Origin of the sequence: Mesorhizobium silamurunense (assembly GCF_014843825.1) — a bacterium.
In the GTDB taxonomy this organism is placed as follows: domain Bacteria; phylum Pseudomonadota; class Alphaproteobacteria; order Rhizobiales; family Rhizobiaceae; genus Mesorhizobium; species Mesorhizobium silamurunense.
Map to the genome: position 1 here is coordinate 41,632 of NZ_JHQR01000061.1, position 19,093 is coordinate 60,724.

The window sequence follows — 19,093 nt, forward strand, 5'->3', positions numbered from 1 at the left end:
TGCCACGATGGCGGTTGCGCAAGAGCCAGATCGATTCGAAGCCGATCACGACGGATGGATCATGTCTGTCTCCTCTCCGCGTTCGAGCACAGCCATTGAAAACGAAACGGGCTGATCGTCCGCTGCAGCATAGGAGTGCGGCTGATCGGTGACGAGCCGCGCGGCTTCGCCAGCCTGCAATGTCATAGTCTCAGAGCCGACGGTGATCTTGAGACTTCCTCGCGCGACCGAAAGAAGCTCACGGGTGCGCCGGCTGTGAGGGTCCGACCGATGAATGTCGCCGGGCACAATCGTCCAGGACCAGATCTCGAACATCGTCCGGCCTGACGTCGAGGCTTCCAATTTCGCCTCGCTTCCATGCGGTGTTTTCCAAAGTGTTGCAGGATTGGTGCGCTCTATCGGACCACCTGAGAGCTCCTCGGAGGAGGCGCCCAACAGATCGGTAACTGACAGAGAGAAGGCGATCGCCAGACGGCACAGCACCCCGATGCTCGGATTGGCCCTTCCCTGTTCGATGGCCACGACGGTGCCCTTCGACAGGCCGGAGAGCGCAGCAAGTCCATCCAGGCTCAAGTTCTGGGCTCGGCGCAGATGCTGCACCCTCAGTGATAGTGCGGTCCCAAGTTGTCTCTCCGTTGCCTCTGCCATTTCATCGTCGGTCATTATATTGACTTCCACTGACGGATCCCATACGGTCACTATAATGACCGGCGCGGACAGTTCAACCGGGCCGTCTCGAAACGCCAGGATCGATGTTCCTGGTCCTTCCAGCCATATTCCTTTTGAAATCAAGCTGAGGAAGCGCACCATGTACCTCGAGACCAAGGCGATTCACGCGGGCCGGAAGGTCGATCCGTCCACCGGGGCCATCACCCTTCCGTTCCACCCCAGCACGACCTTCGAGCGAAGCGCGGACGGCTCCTTCCCGTCCGGCTATGAATATATCCGGGATGACAACCCGACGCGGCACGCGTTCGAGACGGCGATGGCTGCGCTCGAAGGCGGCCAGGCCGCTGTCGCCTTTTCGTCCGGCATGGCCGCGATCACCGCGGTGTTCGAGGGGCATGCTAGCAAGGGCAATCGCATCGTCGTACCGGACGACATGTATTTCGGCATCCGGTCGCTGATCGATGAAACCGACATCGGGCACAGATTCGACTTCGTCGCCGTTGACATGCGCGACATGGACGCCTTGCGCGCGGCTGTCGGTGCCGCGCCCACCGGCCTCGTCTGGATCGAGACCCCCTCCAACCCGCTTATCCGTATCGTGGACATTCGGGCGACTTGTGACCTCGCGCACGAGGCCGGTGCGCTCGCGGTGGTGGACAATACCTGGGCGACGCCCGTCCTGCAGCGCCCGTTCGAGCTCGGGGCCGATGCTGTCGTGCATTCGGCAACGAAATACATCGGCGGCCATTCCGACCTGATGGCAGGGGTCGTCGTCCTGCCGGAGGCTTCGCCGCTGGAACGCCCCTTGCGCATGATTCAACGTCACAAGGGAAGCGTTGCGGCCCCCTTCGACTGCTGGCTGGCGCTGCGCGGGCTGCAGACCTTGCCGGTTCGTATGCGAGCCCATTGCGAGGGCGCTCAAAAGGTCGCCGAAGCGTTGCGAAAGCATTCCGCTGTCGAAGCCGTCCTCTTTCCCGGCCTACCGGGCGACCCGGGGCATGCGTTGGCCGGGCGGCAGATGTCGGGCTATGGCGCCATGCTTTCCTTCATCGTCGGCGGCGGTGCCGAGGCCGCCATTGCGGTTGCTGGCCGGCTCAAACTCGTGGTGCGGGCCACGAGCCTCGGGGGTACGCACTCGCTGATAGAACACCGGGCCTCCGTCGAAGGGCCGAAGTCAATGGCTCCGTCGGGACTCTTGCGACTCTCCATCGGGCTCGAGCATCCCCAGGACATCATCGACGATCTCGATCAGGCTTTGTCGGTGGTCGGATGACTCCGGCGGCTTTGTGCAGCAAGCACGATCGGACTCCCACAAGTCCGGGGCGTCCGCCTTACCCGCGATGGTGGATTGAATGAACCGTAACGCAGAGCCTTCCCGCAGAACGGAGCAGCCCGTGTCTTTGAAGCCCATGATCGCCCCCGAGATTTACGCCCGACACCCGAACTTTCATTTGCTGAGCATGGTCGTGCGAAGCGCGGAAGTCGACGTGCCGCAGGCCCCGGCGCTCGCTGACGCGATCGCGGCCGCGGAGCAGGCCGCGTTTGGCGACGATGCTCAACGGGATGCGCATCTTGCAGCCTGGGCCGAAGCCTACAGGTCCTTCGGTGCCAACGCTAATCGAACACCCTGCTCGGCTGCGGCGCTTCTCAAGCGGATTCGCAAGGACGGCTCATTGCCACGGATTTCGCCGCTGGTGGACGCCTACAACGCCGTCAGCGTGCTTTACGGCGTTCCGGTTGGGGGTGAGGACCTCGATCACTATCAGGGTCTTCCGAGACTTCTGATCGCTACGGGAGCGGAGCCGTTCAACACCGTCCAGCAGGGCGAACCGGTCACCGAGCATCCTGAGCCGGGCGAAGTCATCTGGTGCGATGACGCCGGAGTCACCTGCCGCCGCTGGAACTGGCGGCAGGGGCGGCGGACTATGGTGACGGCCGATTCGCGTTCCCTTTGGCTTGTGCTCGAGGCGCTCGAGCCCATGCCTTCGGAGCGGCTGAGGGCCGCTGGGGCGCAACTGACCGGAGTGATTGGGGCACTGTGCCCAAATGCCCAGATCGAAATCGCTGGGTTGAATACATCCACCCCTACTTAACCCGCGCAGTCGAGAAGAACTAACATGTACCGACCCCGTCGATCTGTAGAAGACCGCCCCGATGTGCTTCTGGCCGCGATCCGCGAGATCGGCTTCGCCACGATCGTGACGCCGACGCCTGCAGGCATCGAGGCCACGCATGTGCCGACCATCGCGCGGCAGGCTCCGGATGGACACCTGATCCTCGCGACCCACGTCGCGCGTGCCAACGCGCATTGGCGGGTACAAGAGGGGAGCGCCAGTCTCGCGATTTTTCAGGGCCCTCACACCTACATGTCGCCGCAGTGGTATCCGACCAAGCGCGAGACGGGAAAGGTCGTTCCCACATGGCTCTATATCGCCATACATGCGCACGGAAGCTTGACGGCGATTGAGGATAGGACTTGGTTGCGCCGCCAGGTTGAAGACCTGACCGACCGGCACGAGGCCACACGCACAGCGCTCTGGAGCGTGTCGGATGCGCCGCAAAAATATATCGAGAGCATGATGCGGGGCATTGTCGGTCTGGAATTTCGCGTCGAGCGCCTCGAGGGAGCATGGAAACTGAATGAGGAAGAGAACGCCGCCGACTTGGACGGCACACGCCGGGGGCTTGAGGCCGCCGGTCACGCCGGCGAGCTCTTGGCACGAGCCCTTGCCGAGCGGTGACGGTCGGTAGCGAAGTGCCCGTCGCGGTGGGACCCAGACCTGTAAGATCCAAGGAGGCGGAAGAGGCGGACAGCGCGTTGATCCGCATCGAGCGCAGCAAGAGGCGAAGGGCTACCGCGACCGCGACCTGCCGGAAGCCTAAATCAGCTTTCGGACCCTTTGCGGCCATTGACAACCGATACGATGGCACGACGCGATGGACCCACAGCTGCCATTGACCGCCTGGCAGATGAGCGTCCGCGAAATTAAAAGGTCGGCCGTTTTAAACGAGAGTGTCTCCATGCACATGTATCAGGTAGACGCCTTTACCGACCGGCTTTTTGCGGGGAACCCCGCTGCTGTTCTGGTGCTCGACGAGTGGCTGCCGGATGACCTGATGCTTGCGATCACCCAAGAGAACAATCTTGCCGAAACCGCTTTCGTCAAAGCGCGGTCGGATGGCGCGTGGGATTTGCGGTGGTTTGCTCCGGCGCATGAGGTCAATTTCTGTGGCCATGCCACCCTGGCGACCGCGCATGTGTTACTGACCGAGACCAACGCCGAAGCTCCGCTTGTCTTTCACACGCGCGTCGGCGAGCTGCGAGTTACACAAGGCCCGCATGGCTACCGACTGGACATTCCCCGTCTGCCCCCGGAGCCATTGGAGACGCTTCCCGCAGAAATCGCACGTGTTTTCGACAATCCACCCGTCGGCATCTTCCGAAACTTCGAGAACATCTTCGCCGATCTCGGCAGCGCGGATGCTGTGCGTAGCTTTGCCCCTGACCTTGCCTCGATTGCCCGCCTCGGGTCTGTGGGCCTTGTCGTGACGGGGCAGGAAGCCGACAACGGGCGAGCGCATTTCGTGTCCCGTTACTTTGCCCCCCGTGCGGGCATTCCCGAGGATCCAGTCACTGGTTCAATTCATGCCACCCTGGTTCCTTACTGGGTCGAGCGGCTGGGTCGCGAAAGGCTGATGGCCTATCAGGCCTCGGCGCGCGGCGGCTGGCTTGATTGCGAATTGACCGAAGATCGGGTCTTTCTGGTCGGCAATGCCGTGACATTCATGAAAGCCACGGTTTCCCTTCCCAATGGTGCTGTGTAGGCGGACGGCAGCAGAGTCCACTGGCAGCCGTACGAACTTCGCGCGTCGAGCTTCCGCTCGCCACCCGAAAACCCGAACTCGAACTGAGGTGCCATCCATCGTAGCAACCCAAACGGCAGAAACGAGGAACTCGTACGGCGACCGCGGCAACTGGGCCATCGGTTGCGAAGGCCAAGAGATCGCGGGTTGTTCCCGCATAAGGCTGGACTGCCTTACTGCAGCCCCAGCCTTCTCTTTAGCTCCGCGTTCTCCTTGCGCAGGCGTTCCGCAAGCAGATTCCTCAGCCGCTTGTTTTCGTCCTCGAGCGCGAGAAGATCCTTGAGATCGTCGCCCGCTTGCGCAGGTACGGCAGCCTTCTTCTTCCATTGATAATAGGTCTGCTCCGATGTGCCGGCCTGCTTTACGGCGCTTTTGAGAGTGGCGCCGCCACTGACCGACTTTTCGATCTGGCTGAGCTTTTGCGCACGCTGCTCATCGGAGTACACCTTCCGGCCGGGCCGAACTGGTTCTGACGCTTTAACTTCAATCGACGGTGCGGCGCCATTCTTACGGGCAGTTGCCCTAACTTCTGTCTTTGCTTTCCGCGGGCGCCGCGTTTTCTTCTTGTCGGCCGGCGTCACAGCGCCTTTCGTGGTGGCCTCTACTGCTTCAGTTTGCTCAGGATCTGCCATGCGACGCTCCGCCTTTTCTTTGTGAACTTGTTCAGCATTAAGGGCCACGAAATTGGAGTCAATAAGCTCCCGATTCGGCGCATTGATCTCCTCGAATTTCCTTGTTGTCTCGGCGAAAGCTGCTGAGAGATCGACACCCCCCAAATGGAATGATCGCTTTTTTGATGGCTGCGCTTCTGTCTGACTTCCACAATGAACGGTCGCGGCTGTCGCCTCATAATTCATTCCTTATTTATGCGAACTGCAAGGAAGCCCCTGCTGAATATGATTGGCCCTTCAGGTGCTTCCATTGCAGCGCGGAGCTTTACCGGAAGACGGCGAGTGTGAGCAAGGGGGTCTTGCCAGCCCGACAACTCTAGGCCGGGGCACGGGCCAGCCGCGACCGCCCTTCTGAATATCTTCTCGGATGGGCTGAAGAGGACCGTTCTCGGAACGGCGGGCGGCGCGAACACCGGGCAAGGCATCAACGTTGAAAGTCTATTTCCCGAGTTCATCCAATGGAACGCTGGTCTCGCCCGAGACGACTGGAAAGCGACGGATGTGACCTCGGAGGTTCAGGACTATGGCAGCGTCAATTGGAAGGGGCGTAGCCTGGACGGAATCGTCGTCAAAACGACCGTAAAAGTGGCGAGTGCCGAGCGCGGTGAGTACAAGGACGAGTGCTTCTTATTCGGCGCCGTGGTCGACTACGAATTCCAGATGATGCGCGACCCGTACGAATCAAAGTGCGACGCCGATACATCGGCTCAATGGGCGATCGGACACGAACTCAAAAGCCTTTGGGTGGCGTATTAAAACCCGGCATAGTGCCGCCTCCCCCAGGTCTCTATCGGTGGATTCGGCTTCAACTCATCAGCCATCCGCCGGCTCGGCCAATGAACTCGTCTCGGTCGCTCGCCGCATGGGGTATTTCCAACTGCAGCGCACCGAGTAGCGTGCGCATGTTGGTCGCGATCAAGTCCGCGAAGTGCTTCACCTGACGCTTTTCAAGATCATCGAGACAGGCCGCGAGTCCTAATGCAATCTCCGCCGGATATCGCTGATGCATGCGTTTGCGTGCCGCTGCACTTTCTATTCCGAGCATCAGGAGAAACGCATCGAGCTCTTCCGGGGTAATTTCATCGAGCGTTTCCGCCTCAGCGATCCTGTAAGCGAGCTCGTCCGTCAGAGTCTCATCCAGCCTGGTGGGCAAGATATCGTAACGCGGCGCAAAATGGATTCTGCCTCCAGGTTCATAGAGCAGGGCGAAGTTTTTTGCATGTCCATCGTTATTGCCGACCAGGAGATCGAATATCGTGGCCCTGATGAAGGTCTCCTTCGCCTGGGCTGGATCGACCGTCGCCTCGAGTATCCTGCGAATGCCCGAAGCGTCGAAGCGCCGGCCTACCTTGCCACGCCTTTCGTACTTCAGCGAAGCGGGCAAACCGAGGGCCTGCGCGAAATCCTCTTGGTGAAGACGCACGATCCTGTTCTCTCGATCTCTGCCTCGGTCGAAGCGGGTCACCAGTAGGGTCTCAATCCCGCCAAACGGCACTACTGAGACTTCGGCCGTGTCGAACCCTAGCGCCCCGGAAAGCCTCATCGCCTCGGCTTCATACCGGGCATCCTGCTGATGATCGCGGTCGGGCACCTTCAGGATATGTGTCGTCGGGGCCCCAGATCCCCGCTTCGGCTCGGCAAACCGACCGTTGGGAAGAACAGTGAGCGCTATCTTGCTTTGCATGCCTGCCAAAGGGGAGGGATCTTCGGTTCCGTCCGGCAGGCGTCTGCGCTGATGGAGCGCTTCGACGATCGCGATCATGCGATCCTGCGGGATCGGGACATAGTCGCTTTTGTAGTCGCCCGGGACCTTTGTCGGCGGCGATCCTGACGGAAGAACGGAAAGTGCTCCGGCACAGTCCTTTCCAAGGTGATATAGCACGCCAGCTATGTCATCGCGAGCGAGGCCTTCTCGCGCCATCACGTCGGTCAGCACGCCGTCGCGCTCCTGCAGAAGGTTGTCGAAGAATGCGCGGGTTATGACGTCATTGTAAGGTTCTTCGGCGAGCGGAAGGGAGAGCGACAAGGCGGCCGCATCTGATCTTCCAAGGTAGTCTGCCTTGTAGACGAAGGCGACCGAGCCGTTTTCGTCACGCACGAGGGCACCGATCGGATCGGCGAAACCGTCGAGCCTCACATCAAGGGCGAGCACCTCCATGTATCAGCGCTCCCGAGCAAGCAGCGATATGCCGGCTGCATGCGCGACCTTCAGGACCTTACCCAGTTCAAGTGTGGGTTTGCCGTTTTCCAATTCGGACAAGAACCTGCGCCCCACTCCAGCAAGGTCAGCAAAACTCTGCTGCGAGAGATGCCGGGCCTCGCGAGCGCGCCGGACTAGCCGCCCAATATCTGCGGCAGAGACGATCTCCAGCCCTAGCGCCTCCGTTCGGCTAGTGCTCGGTGAGGCCGCGCCGGCGCCCTCGTCCTCATCGTTGGTCTCGCTGCTGCGAAGCAGATAAGCGTCGGGGAGCGTTCTGGGCAAGGCGGCCGTGATGAGTTCCGAAATACCAGGAAGCTTCAGATTGACCCGCGGTATTGCGTCGGTCAGCTGTTTGGTCAGGTCCCCCTTACGTGAAAGTGCTTCGGCGGCCCCGGTCGCGTTCACTGGGCTCCTGATGGACTCACCATGACGCGATAAGTCTTGACTGACGGCTTTGAGCGCTTCGCTGGAAGCATTGATGTCTGCAATATGTTTCGTCAGGTCTTGGGTAGAAGGAATCTGGGAAAGCGCTTTAGCGATCTCTCCCGCGTTTAAAGAGTTTTTGAGCAAGTCATTTTGGCGCGACAGGGTCCGACCGGCGTTTCTGAAGGCCTCGCCAGACGCATTGATATCCGTGAGAAGCTTCGTCAGATCCTGGGCAGGACCTGCCTGCGCAAGCAGCTTTGCGATGTCTGTCGCGCTGCCAGCGCCTGTAGATACCGTTTTTTTGGCCATATTTTGCTCCCGATCGGGAACATAAGCTTACTTGTTCGGTTTTTCAAGGAGGATCGATCCCGGACGGTATCACCGGTGACCTTGATCCCGAACGGGTTCAGCTGCTCCTAGGTGCCAACTCCATCTGATAACGTTCGGGTGCAGAGAGATCCGTCATCCGAATGTCGGGCTGAGGCAACATTGGCGACATTCCCCACAATGCAGGATCGGTTTGCCTGGCTATTGGCGCCATTACATGATGATGGCCGAATAACATATTCAGTGCCATGGGTCTGAAATCGAAAGACGCTAGAGCGCGTCCGGGTTAATCTGGGTCACATCCTGCGGCCTTTAATAGTTCTCGCATCCGGCGGGTGTGAACTCGTCGAGAACCGGGCGGACGGCGGCGACGGGCTTTCGGCAACATATCGGTGCGCCGACGCTCAGCCTCCGGGCGAGGGCTTCATCGGATGCGTACGCTCAGCCGACAGTGCAAGACTTGCTGCCAAGGCTCGCGGGGTCCGGGGGCGCCTCGGTAGAGCTTCACCCTCGTCACCGACTCGGCCGATCGCAACCGCCGCCTCTATGCAGCAGTCAGCCGAAATGCCGAGGATCGATCTGGCGGCCAAGACATAGCGGGAGCGCCGACGTTACACCAGTGCCTGGGAGCCCCACCCACCATGTCCCGACGGCATGACTGGATATGAATTGAGCATGACGGCGGCGCGACCAATGGCGCTAGCATATTTGCTTGATGTGTTACCGGAGGTGGCATGAAAGAGGCAGCGCCCATTGGGAGACTGATCGCTGAGATGCAGATGATCTTGGGACAGTCACGCTTTGCGCCGTTTGGCTTACCTTTCCTGGGTTTGGAAGAACTCAAGGAAGGGAGCGTGGCTGCGTCTTATGATTATCACATTGGTTTCGATTACCGCAAAACCTACAGCCCCCTGGTGGTTCAGGACACTGCCGGAAAAACGCTGCGGTCGGGTCGGCTGAAGAACGATCGCCAGTCTCTGGGGTGGTCGTTCCTGGAACGATTCAAAGTGAACTGGCACGCGGTTGTGCAAGCCACGCGCAACTGGATGGTGATGTACGACTGGCTGGACGGCATCCGCGACGACCTCGTGCTGAGCATCCGTTGAAGGTGAAGGCGATCTTCGACGCCAGCCAGGCCGGACGCCGGCAACTCGCGGCCATCGACCGCATCCAGATCGACCGTGGGCTAGAGTTCATCGGCGACATTGACGGCCGGATCAGGCAGACGGAAGACACGATCCGGCTCATGACAAAGACCAACGGCAATGTGAAGCTGCTGAAGACCATCCTAGGCCTCGGTGAGTTCTTCGCGCGGCTGATCGACGCCGGGGTCGATGATGTCTCCCGCATCTGCAGTCCGAAGAAACTGGCCGCCTATGCCGGTCTTGTCCCTTCGACCTATTCCTCCGGCGGCAAGACGTACGACGGCAGGATCATCAACAAGTGGCTGCGCTGGGCCATTGTCAAGGCAGTTGCACCGGCCGTGGCCGCTGACCCGCAACTTCGGGCTCAGTATGAGCAACTGAAGTTCAGAGGAATCAACAAGGCGCGCGTTGCGATTGCGCGCAAGCTTTGACGATCGTCTTCCGGATCCTGCGCGACTAGCGCCGCTACGAGCGGCGCGCCGAGGACAGCGAGGAGGGTACATGGTCGATGATCTCGGTTGACTGACTGAGGTCTAGCGAGCCCGGCAAGTACGGGTTGCGCCCATAGAGGAGAACGCGGGAGCCGAACGCCACTATGTGACCGAAGCCGGAAGAAGAGCGGCATCAGGGTCACGGATTGGAGACTGGTTCTGCACCGTAGGGCAGAAAAGCCGGTCCTACGAAAGGAAGAGGTTTGGGCCGATCGGCGGAGATGCCGATCAAAATGCAACCGAACCCAAGGAAAAGCCGCGCAAAACATGCGGTCTGGCCCTTGAGTTCTTTCATTGGAGACCGCAATGGACAATTCAGGCTGGGGATGGCCCTACAATGCTCCCGAACAAAATGATCCCAACGCCGACGTATACTCTTGGGTCGCGAATTTGACAGGGATAGGAGGGACAACAGACGATTACATGCGCCATTACCGTGCGATGCAAGAGCAGCACCGGGCTAGGCAACAGTCGGACGATATGCCTGCCGTTGAGCAGCAGCTGAGCAACTTGCAACTCAATTCTGCTGATGAAAGCTCCGGTGAGTCTTCTGATGGAAGCTCCGGTGAGGCGAGTTCGCCCGATACTCGCCCCGCGCAGACGCCTGGAAGGATCCAACGCACCGACTTCGGCGGTTCGATGCGGATGCCGCGGCAGTCCGACCTGCAGGACAACCAGTTCAGCAACGCTCGCCACAGCGTAGACACGTCGCACGCAGCCTCGAGCCGCTCGCGGTCCAGGCATTCGGCCGTCTCGTCGGAAGCCTATTCCTCCTCCCTGGAGGAGCCGGTAAACGCACCCCAGCCGAAAAAAAGATCGGGATGGAAATCGTTTCTGAAGACAGTGAAGAAGGCCATCGTTCCGACCAGCGGCAAGACGTCGTCGAAGGACTGGACACATCAGCCGGACGTTACTGCCAAGACGACATATCGCATCGATTATGCCAAGCGCAGCCACCCGCGCGCAGCGGACGAGAACCTCATTGCCGACTTCACGTCCATGGGGCGCGAGCTCACGCAAAGGCACCCCGGCGGCCCTTCCTTCCGCAGCATTGAACTGTACGCAATGCTTCTGCGCAAGTTCAGCGCATGGCTTCAAGATCAGGACGAGAGCCCGACGCTAGCCAGCCTGCTCGACGCCCCTGACGACCCTCACGATCCTCGTGGGTTAACTGCCCGTGCGGCAGCGTTTGCGAATGAGGTTGACCGAACAATCGATGCTGCATTGGCAGCACTCCAGCAGGTCCGCGCCGGGCTCGCGCCTGAACGTCACTTAGGACCCTATCACCGTAGCATCGATTGTTATCCCGACGACGCCCGCCTCATCGGAAGCTGGGCAAGCCAAGCCTTGGCCAATCTTCCGCCCGGGTCGAGTCAGCAGAGGAAAAACTGTCACGATAGGACTTTCGCCCTTCGCAAGTTTAGCGAATGGCTCAAAAGCACGGGAAAGGTGAGCATAGCAAGCCGACTTAAGAACGATTGGGACGGTTTGAATAAAGATCGTAAAGAATGTAGCAAAACTTCAGGACGTAAGTACATAAAGCTCCAATTGCTTCGGGAACACCTGGAAGTCGTTGAGGCGATCGCGGCGGGGAGTGTGGACTCCCCTGAGCAGCCGGCTTGGGATCAGGGACTTCCCGCAATGCCAGCCACCCCGAGCGAGGGTGCTTGGGATTGGTTGCGGGAGGAAATGCAAGAACCGCACCGCGGCCCGCAGGTCAGCTCTTGGCAGGGGCTTCCCGCAACGCCAGCCAGCCCGAGCGAGGGAGCTTGGGATTGGTTGAGGGAGCAAATGCAAGAATCCGCGCCCCCATCATCGGCACGGGCTCGCTCGTCAGACATCTATGGCGGTCTTGAGTCGCTGATTGGTTTGCCGTCCACACCGCACGAGCTGCGTGATGATGCTCGCTCGGCGCCGGCGTGGGACGGTGCGTCGTCGTCTGCCCGGCCCATGCGAGAGCCGGGTTTGCCCGACATCGGCTACGTCGTGGGCCAGGACTGGCGCCACGGGTCCAGACCCGCCACGGATTTGCTAATCGATCTCCTGGAGAACGCCAGGCTCGCGCCGACGCAGTACGTTCCAACGACACGGTTCTTGATCAACGGTGAGCTTTACACGGCCGAGCTGCAGTCGGACTGGAGTGTTTATCTCATCCATGACTCTGGAGGTGGGCAGGCGGATGCGCAGGCGTCCGGATCGGGTGCCTCGCTGACGCTCGGCGACACGCAATGGCTGGGCGACGAGCATATCCACAGGGATTACCAGCTCTTGCAGCAGGAGTTGCAGGAAAGCAATCCAGATCTCGCCGCCCGAACGCGGTTCGTGGATCCCCTCGTCGCCCACACTCTGCGCGAGGGCACAAACAGCGACGCAGGCCTCGACGCGGTCGTCCGGGGCGGGCGGCGCGGTAACGATACAGCCGACTTCCTGTTCCTGCCGGTGAACGATGCCAGTGCTACGGGTCACGGCGGCAGCCATTGGTCGCTGCTGCTCCTTGATCGCCGCAACCGGAAAAAGCCGGTCGCCTACCATTACGACTCCAGCAAGGGGCACAACTTCGAGAAAGCACTAAGGCTCGCACGAAAACTGAACGCTCGCCTAGTCTCGGTCGGAATGACCGAGCAGGATAACGGTTATGATTGCGGCGTCTTTGTGGTGGACGGCACGCGGGCGCTGGTTGGAGAATTGGCAAGAGAACAGCCTTTAGGGGACGAGCCGCTGTCCCTCGGCTATCTCGACGTCGTCGCTGATCGGGCGGGCCTCCAGGAGAGACTGCGAGGCGGGGCAGCTGGCCCTGCGCGAACTCGACGACGCCGCTGATCGAGCTGGCTGGGGCGGTCCTTGGACAATCGCCGCCCTCCAGGCTTGCTTGGTAATGCGCCCGTCTGCGCCTTCGGAGACTGGAACGATTCACAGCCCGAATGTCGAGGTCGACCTTGTCGTCATCGCGGCATCCCATCATCTGGCGGGTTTGTACAGACTGCAGACGATAATGCAGACCGATATCGAAGCGGCGTGGGCTGGAAGGCGTCCGGTTAGAAACCAGCGGTCTTGCCGTCGCGGCAATCCAGTGGTGCCCCCGCCAGCTATATTTCCGTCTCCGCTTTGGACGTCGACTCTTGCTAACGATGGCATCTGCGCGAATAAGCTCCCTCTCTACTAGTGCCGAAGTCAAGGATTGGAGGATTCGAGGTGACTAGAACATTAGCAAGAACGACTAGGCCCAGGTCGAATAGAGGGAGGAAGCTATGGTGCGCCGGGTGGTAGGCTACCGGCAGGTTTCTGGGGGCCGAAGCAACGGCCGTGCCTAGTGACCTCTCTGTGAGTGTTGCTTGCACGCATTAGGCATCTCTGATGGTTCGAGGAGAAACTGCTTCCGTCCGGGCTACTCCGCGTTGGGCATGGCAATCGCGGCTGCTAACCGGTTCTTGGGAAACGTCGCCAGTCGAGACAGAGTGACTGAATAAGAACCGAGCATGATCGGGGAGCGACTAGCGAAACATAGTACTTCCTTCGTTTGCTACCCTGAGTCCGCAATGGAAACGCCGGTCGAACCTGACCCTACAATCATTCGGAATGAACTAGGAAGCCTATTGGGTCGCGGGTTGCAGCCACCCATTCGAAGCTTGAACAGATTTGAAAGTGCGACGAGAGCAAGGAGCACACCGCCGAAGAGTCCCGTTCACTCGGCCCGCGGCCAGAGCACCAGAAGCAGTGACCTCGCTGCGCGCTCAATCCATTATTTTGTACATACCCCCCGAGTCCACAAGGAGAGGCAAGTGTTCTTTGATTTCCATTTGATTACCGGAGTCATGGTCGGCTTCGAGATAATAGACCATCTCGATTGCACTCTCGTTGTTGTGGACTTGGGAATCCTTCGTGTGATGATTACCACGACTTGATGATGTCTCCGTGGCATGCTTGGTGCCGAATGCAACAGGCTCTTGTCCAGCCGCTTGTTGATGGCCGAGATCGATGAGGCCGAAAAGGCATGACCGCACAGTTCCTCGGTGATCGCCTTCACCTTGCGGGTCGACACACCCTGCAATACATCTCGGCCAGCGTCGCCACCAAAGCCCGTTCCGACCGCTGGTAGCGCTCGAGCAGCTCAGTGGAGAAGCGCCCCGAGCGGTCCTGCGGAACCCGCAGCTCAAGTTTGCCGACATACCTGACAAGGGTGCGGCCATAGTAACCCGAGCGATAGCCGAGCCGCTCCGGCGTCCGCTCGCCTTGACCTGCCAATGAAGTTTCATCCAGTGGCGATTAGAGCCTCGGCCGTTTTTGCTCCGATACCATTCTCTGGACCGCCGGAAGGTAGAGTTTCCCGGCTTTCTCACGATGGGGGGCTGGCTTGAGGCTGCCCGCTACGCTGCCGACCGGGCCTTCCGGCTATATGACGCGGCCGATCCCGAGAATCGGCTGGTCGCAGCGGAATTGGAAGCGCGCTGGAACCAGGCACTCATCCGTGTCGGTGAGATCGAGAGGAAGATCGCCGCGCATGATTCCGCGACGCCGAGGCCATTATCTGTGTTGGCAACGAGCATCACGGCGCTGGCCACAGACCTTCAGGCTGTCTGGTCGGCGCCAACGACGGACGCCAAGCTCAAGAAGCGCATCGTGCGCACCGTCATTCAGGAGGTGGTCGCCGATATCGACGATAAAGCCTCCGAGATCGAGCTGCTGATCCATTGGATTGGCGGCGCCCATACCGAGCTGCGCCTGCCGAAGCGCCGGCGCGGACAGCGCAACAGTACCTCTGGCGATATCATCGCAGCCATCCGGCAACTGGTGCTGATCGCCAGCGATGATCGCCGGCATTCTCAACCGCAACGGCCTGATAACCGGGCATGGCAATCGCTGGGCACGGGAGCGGGTCACCGCACACAGATCGCATCACAAGATCCCGGTCTTCCGGCCGGCACCGGATGAGAACGAGCCGTGGCTCAACCTGAACAAGGCCGCGCGCCTCCTCGGCGTTGCACCGAAGACCCTTAGTCCAGACTCGCCTCCGACGCAGGCGAGATCGAAGGCATTCATCCTCTACCGGATGGGCCGTGGATCTTCAGCCGATCAGAACTTGGAAATCCGCGAGCCCAGCAGATTGTTCATGCGCGCGACGGAACTCGAAATACCCTGCGGGATCGCGCCCCGATCAGCAAAACCTATCCCGTTCAACGGCATAGACAGATGGGTGTTATGAAAACAGGATTCTAGTATCTGCGCCAATCCTCCAACTTTTCGGCGGCGTCGGCAAAGAGTCAGGAACCAGTGGGCGTTCAGGCACTCCGCCCTGAAGCGGCCGTTGAAGGCCTGGATGTAGGCGTTGTCGGTGGGCTTTCCCGGCCTGCTGAAGTCGAGCGTCACGCCTTTCGAGTAGGCCCATAGGTCGAGGTCGCGGGAGACGAATTCGGAGCCTTGGTCGACGCGGGATCGTCTTCGGATAGCCGATCTTCGGACAGACCTGTTCCAGTGCCCTGACTACATCCTCCGCCCCATACCTGAAACGCGGGTCGAGCACAGCATAGCGGGAGAACGTGTCGACGACCGTCAGCACACGGATCTTCTTGCCCGTCGCGAGCTGACCTGGACGAAGTCCATCGCCCAGACGTCGTTCGGGCCGACGGCTTTCTCCCGGCCTTCCCGCAGCTTCGCCGCTGTCCATGTCTTAAATCCCGTCGGGCAATCGGCCGCGCCTAAGTAGCTTGGCGCGAGCCTGCTTGTAGTATTTTTCAACAGTGGCGGGATCGACTCCGATCCGTTCACCGATCTGTTCGTAAACTTCCTTTCGCTTCATTCCGCGCTCACGGCGGCGCATGCAATCTAGGATTTCCTGCTCCCGGCCCGTAAGCCCCGAATAGTGAAAGTCGGCTGCGAACTGATCTGTTGGCGAAATCCGAACGGAAAATCCACTTTGTGAAATATCCTGCAGCACCTCAGCCAAAAGTCCGCGCATCAGGCCGGTCTTGCCCACATATCCAGCTACACCAAACCGACGACAGTGATTAGCTTCGGCGACCGAGTCTGATCCAGTGATAACCAGGTGTGTCGCTGAAGGGGATGCATCAACGACCTGCTCGATAACTGAAAGCCTGTCGAACTGAGAGATTGGATTTACGCCCGGCAAGCCAGGGTCAATGAGAACGAGGTTAAAGTCCTGGGACCTCATTAGAGTCTTAGCTATGTCTAATGTGGGGGCGCCAAGAAGAACGCTTTCGGCGAGGCAGTTCTTAAGTTCCTGGATCAGCGCCAGGCGCATAAGGTCCTGATCTTCAATCACTAAAATCTGTTGCATGCGGTCCAATTATGACTGAGGCCCTAACCCGCATAACCGCATATGGAAAATATGGTCGAGAAAGGCAACCTCAAATAGGGACGGCGGCCCCCCTTTCCCAGGAAACGCACGGCGTCCATGGTAGCCGGCAAACCCACAACGCGAGCTGTGGAAAACTTACGCGAACGTGATCGAGGAATAGAGACCATGAACGAGCTCTCTTGCAGTCGAAATGCCTCACAAAATGGGGGGCGGCCAGCAGCTCTGATAACCTGCGACCACTATGTTGAACCGCGACCAGAGATGAATCTGGCGTCGATCGATCTGAACCTGCTGGTAGCGTTGGAAGCCCTCCTAGAATGCCGCAACATCACGCATGCGGGTCACTGTATCGGCAAGAGTCAACCAGCAATGAGCCGGGCGTTGTCAACGCTGCGTGGGATATTCAATGATGATCTCTTGGTTCGAGCCTCAAGGGGCTTCGTCCTTACGTCGCAAGGCGAACGCTTGGCCCAAATGCTCCCGTCAGCGTTGAACACGATTCGGAATATGGTGAACTCCACCACGAGGGAGCGGCGGTCCAAAGCAACGGTGGCTATGCCCGATCACCAAACGCTGGTTTTGCTGCCACCGCTCATGCAGCGCGCGCCTGACCTTGAGATCGTCTCCCATTCGCTGTTTAAAGGTACCCTGCGAGCACTTGAGGAAGGCGATATCGATCTGGCCGTTGGGCAGATCGTCTCCGCTCCGCCCGGCTATTTGCGGCGCAGCCTCTATACTGACCACTTCGCTTGCTTGCTGCGCCACGACCACCCGGCACTAGCGCGCGAGTGGACAATGGAGAGCTTTTTGGCCCTGCGTCACGCCGCCGTCAGCTCAGACCCCGGTAGCCAAGTCGGGCAAATTTACGACGAGCTGCCAGAGTTGGGACTCCCGGATCGCAGGATGAGGTTTTCAAATGTGCTAACAGCCGCGATGGTGGCTGCGACTTCCGATTTAGCCCTGGTTGTCCCGCGCCGGGCGGCGATGCGATTTTGCGCCATGCTACCGCTCACGGCGGTCGACCTACCGATGAAAATGAAACCTTACGAGGTCGTGCTGATCTGGCACGGGCGTTGGCATCGCGACCTGGAGCATAAATGGCTGCGCGGTGAGATCGTCGCAGCGCTGACTGCAGGATCAGGCGCACACAAGCATGAGGGACTGCAGCAGAATGATGGGGTTGCAGCTTACCCAGTCTGAAACAGAGGTCATCCTCGCGCAGACGGCATGAACCGGGATCGGAAGCTCGCGTCGAGCTCCGACAAGGACCAGCGTGTTTTTCAGAAGTCTGATTCGCTCCGGGGGCTGGATGCAAATGCGCTGAACCAACAATGACAAATCGTCTCGCGATCCCTTGTCGAAGACATGCTCGCCGGCGGGCCGGGCAACACAGTGTAACAGAATCGATGGTTCCGGCCCTTAGACGCGCACGAATGAGCCGACATCCATGCTTCCGAATTGGCACCGACCGACAGGCCTGATGATGATCATCAGTACGATTTGCAGAGCTCATCAGGGTTCGACCAATGAGCATAAAGGGACCCGATTGAATTTTTCCGTAATTCTTTTGGAATCGCTGCTGTCCTCATATGCGCTTGCACGCTGCTCAATTTTGGCCCGGTTCGCGACCGTGCAGCCGGTGCCATGATGCTAAAGCGGTCCTTCAACTCCACCACCGGCCTCTATTTAGCGCTGGCGATGGCACTCTCACTAGGGTGCTGGTCGTTTGTTCTATCCGAACACTACCGACAAGAGACTGAACGATTGCTCGGTCAGACCTTTGAAATTCTGTACATATCGGAAGAAGCCCGGATGGGCATCGTGCGGATTGCCGGCTGGCTTCGTCTGGCCAGCGAGACCAGAGAACTCGATCCGGCGTTCGGCCGCCAAGTCACATCGATCATCGACAACATCGACAAAATATTGACGCTCGAACAGTTAAGCCAAAAGGAGATCAATCTTCTGCTCAGGGCCCGGAAAGTCATAAAGGCGCAGGTTATGGCACTCGCGCTGATCGGCAGAAACTACGATGCGGCGGTCCGGCACACCGACGAAATTGAGCAAATTCTGTCTGAAATCGCTCATTTAGCAGTCGCTCACCGCCTCGATGTCAAAGAGAAAGGAAAGATCGCGATCGCTGCTACGCGTAATCGCTTCGTTTTCGCACTAGCGCTCGTTTTGGTTGCTGTCGGCTTTATAATAATTGCGCAACGTGTCGAATTTTCCAGACGCCGCGACGAATACATTCGATCTTTTTCGTTGCTGCATGCCCATATGACCCGATCACGAATTGTTGCGCTTCGGCTGTTTCATGACTATTTTGGAAAACAGCCTTCACCGTCGCCCGGAATGCTTAAGGCTGCACAAGATGCGGTGAAGGAACTCGAAGGTATCACTAACGGGCTCATGCGGATCGCCAATTCCGAGCGAGACCTTCGCACCGAGCCGCTCGGCAAACTTCTTCAAGAGCCTCGCGGTGCACTGGACACCCACATTCGATTAGAAATCCACGACAACGCGAAATATTTGCAAGTTCCCGGGACCCAAGTTCGCTTGATTGTCGAAGAGCTTGTAAATAACGCTATGACGGCTGTTCGAGGAAAACAAAACAGACAGGTCACGATCGGAGCGCGCCTTCTCAATCGACGCTTCTTGTTCGCGCGCAGGCTTCTCATTGAAATTTCGGATAACGGTCGTGGTATGACCTCGGATATTCTGGACAAAGCCGCAACGCCGTTCTTTTCGACGCGAGGTGGTTCGCACGTGGGGCTTGGTTTGACAGGTTGCATCGAAATGGTGAGTGCGATGCGCGGCAGCGTCAAAATTACTTCGACGCCCGGCATTGGGACTGTTGTCCGTATCGTGTTGCCGGTGAACCCGGCAGGATGGCAGTCTGATGATCGAGTACCCTCACCATTATTGCCCGGTTGAACCCACGCTCCCCCGACTGCAGGGCCTGACGAAGGTCCCAAAAAGAACGGGCGTCG

General features: G+C 59.2%; 14 protein-coding genes and 3 pseudogenes. 10 read left to right on the forward strand and 7 right to left on the reverse strand.

Annotated elements, in window-relative coordinates:
• Positions 1-45: 45 nt before the first annotated feature.
• A complete protein-coding gene (locus DH10_RS06910; protein ID WP_192246799.1) occupies positions 46-663 on the reverse strand; it encodes a helix-turn-helix domain-containing protein in 618 nt (205 codons plus the stop codon).
• A gap of 145 nt (positions 664-808) precedes the next feature.
• Between DH10_RS06910 and DH10_RS06915 the strand changes: the two genes are divergently transcribed.
• The 4 genes from DH10_RS06915 (at position 809) to DH10_RS06930 (ending at position 4,494) form a co-directional block, all read left to right on the forward strand.
• Entirely contained in the window at positions 809-1,942 is a 1,134-nt protein-coding gene (locus DH10_RS06915; protein ID WP_192246801.1) for a trans-sulfuration enzyme family protein, read from the forward strand.
• Positions 1,943-2,063: 121 nt separating this feature from the next.
• The gene (locus DH10_RS06920) at positions 2,064-2,762 is read left to right on the forward strand and encodes a B3/B4 domain-containing protein (RefSeq protein ID WP_312891236.1); all 699 of its coding nucleotides are present in this window, start codon (positions 2,064-2,066) and stop codon (positions 2,760-2,762) included.
• A gap of 24 nt (positions 2,763-2,786) precedes the next feature.
• Complete coding sequence (locus tag DH10_RS06925; RefSeq protein WP_192246805.1) at positions 2,787-3,410, forward strand: FMN-binding negative transcriptional regulator; 624 nt, start codon at positions 2,787-2,789, stop codon at positions 3,408-3,410.
• A 196-nt stretch (positions 3,411-3,606) separates the two neighbouring features.
• Complete coding sequence (locus DH10_RS06930; RefSeq protein ID WP_312891237.1) at positions 3,607-4,494, forward strand: PhzF family phenazine biosynthesis protein; 888 nt, start codon at positions 3,607-3,609, stop codon at positions 4,492-4,494.
• A 212-nt stretch (positions 4,495-4,706) separates the two neighbouring features.
• Here DH10_RS06930 and DH10_RS06935 read toward each other — a convergent pair whose 3' ends face one another.
• Positions 4,707-5,390, reverse strand: coding sequence for a transposase (locus tag DH10_RS06935; protein WP_246505985.1), 684 nt, complete (start codon positions 5,388-5,390; stop codon positions 4,707-4,709).
• A 315-nt stretch (positions 5,391-5,705) separates the two neighbouring features.
• Here DH10_RS06935 and DH10_RS06940 point away from each other — a divergent pair, with 315 nt between their 5' ends.
• Positions 5,706-5,960: a hypothetical protein gene (locus DH10_RS06940; RefSeq protein ID WP_192246807.1), complete on the forward strand. Its 255-nt coding sequence runs from the start codon at positions 5,706-5,708 to the stop codon at positions 5,958-5,960.
• Positions 5,961-6,009: 49 nt separating this feature from the next.
• On the opposite strand, the gene DH10_RS06945 is transcribed toward DH10_RS06940, so the two are convergent.
• Both DH10_RS06945 and DH10_RS06950 read right to left on the reverse strand, forming a co-directional pair.
• Positions 6,010-7,362: a HipA domain-containing protein gene (locus tag DH10_RS06945; protein WP_192246809.1), complete on the reverse strand. Its 1,353-nt coding sequence runs from the start codon at positions 7,360-7,362 to the stop codon at positions 6,010-6,012.
• 3 nt (positions 7,363-7,365) lie between these two features.
• Entirely contained in the window at positions 7,366-8,139 is a 774-nt protein-coding gene (locus DH10_RS06950) for a helix-turn-helix transcriptional regulator (protein ID WP_192246811.1), read from the reverse strand.
• An 872-nt stretch (positions 8,140-9,011) separates the two neighbouring features.
• Between DH10_RS06950 and DH10_RS06955 the strand changes: the two are divergent.
• Together DH10_RS06955 and DH10_RS06960 are read left to right on the forward strand one after the other, a co-directional pair.
• Positions 9,012-9,759: pseudogene (locus DH10_RS06955) on the forward strand (transposase); the annotation flags it as partial.
• A gap of 340 nt (positions 9,760-10,099) precedes the next feature.
• Positions 10,100-12,613, forward strand: coding sequence for a Ulp1 family isopeptidase (locus DH10_RS06960; protein WP_192246813.1), 2,514 nt, complete (start codon positions 10,100-10,102; stop codon positions 12,611-12,613).
• Positions 12,614-13,730: 1,117 nt separating this feature from the next.
• On the opposite strand, the pseudogene DH10_RS06965 reads toward DH10_RS06960, so the two are convergent.
• Positions 13,731-14,032, reverse strand: a pseudogene (locus DH10_RS06965) (transposase); the annotation flags it as partial.
• Between the two features lie 42 nt (positions 14,033-14,074).
• Here DH10_RS06965 and DH10_RS06970 point away from each other — a divergent pair.
• The gene (locus DH10_RS06970; protein ID WP_246811507.1) at positions 14,075-14,722 is read left to right on the forward strand and encodes a hypothetical protein; all 648 of its coding nucleotides are present in this window, start codon (positions 14,075-14,077) and stop codon (positions 14,720-14,722) included.
• A gap of 284 nt (positions 14,723-15,006) precedes the next feature.
• On the opposite strand, the pseudogene DH10_RS06975 reads toward DH10_RS06970, so the two are convergent.
• Positions 15,007-15,445: pseudogene (locus DH10_RS06975) on the reverse strand (DDE-type integrase/transposase/recombinase); the annotation flags it as partial.
• Between the two features lie 13 nt (positions 15,446-15,458).
• Positions 15,459-16,085, reverse strand: coding sequence for a response regulator transcription factor (locus DH10_RS06980; protein WP_192246815.1), 627 nt, complete (start codon positions 16,083-16,085; stop codon positions 15,459-15,461).
• 282 nt (positions 16,086-16,367) lie between these two features.
• Between DH10_RS06980 and DH10_RS06985 the strand changes: the two genes are divergently transcribed.
• Together DH10_RS06985 and DH10_RS06990 are read left to right on the forward strand one after the other, a co-directional pair.
• The gene (locus DH10_RS06985; RefSeq protein WP_281396732.1) at positions 16,368-17,306 is read left to right on the forward strand and encodes a LysR family transcriptional regulator; all 939 of its coding nucleotides are present in this window, start codon (positions 16,368-16,370) and stop codon (positions 17,304-17,306) included.
• Positions 17,307-17,870: 564 nt separating this feature from the next.
• Complete coding sequence (locus DH10_RS06990) at positions 17,871-19,037, forward strand: sensor histidine kinase (RefSeq protein WP_192246819.1); 1,167 nt, start codon at positions 17,871-17,873, stop codon at positions 19,035-19,037.
• Positions 19,038-19,093: the final 56 nt, after the last annotated feature.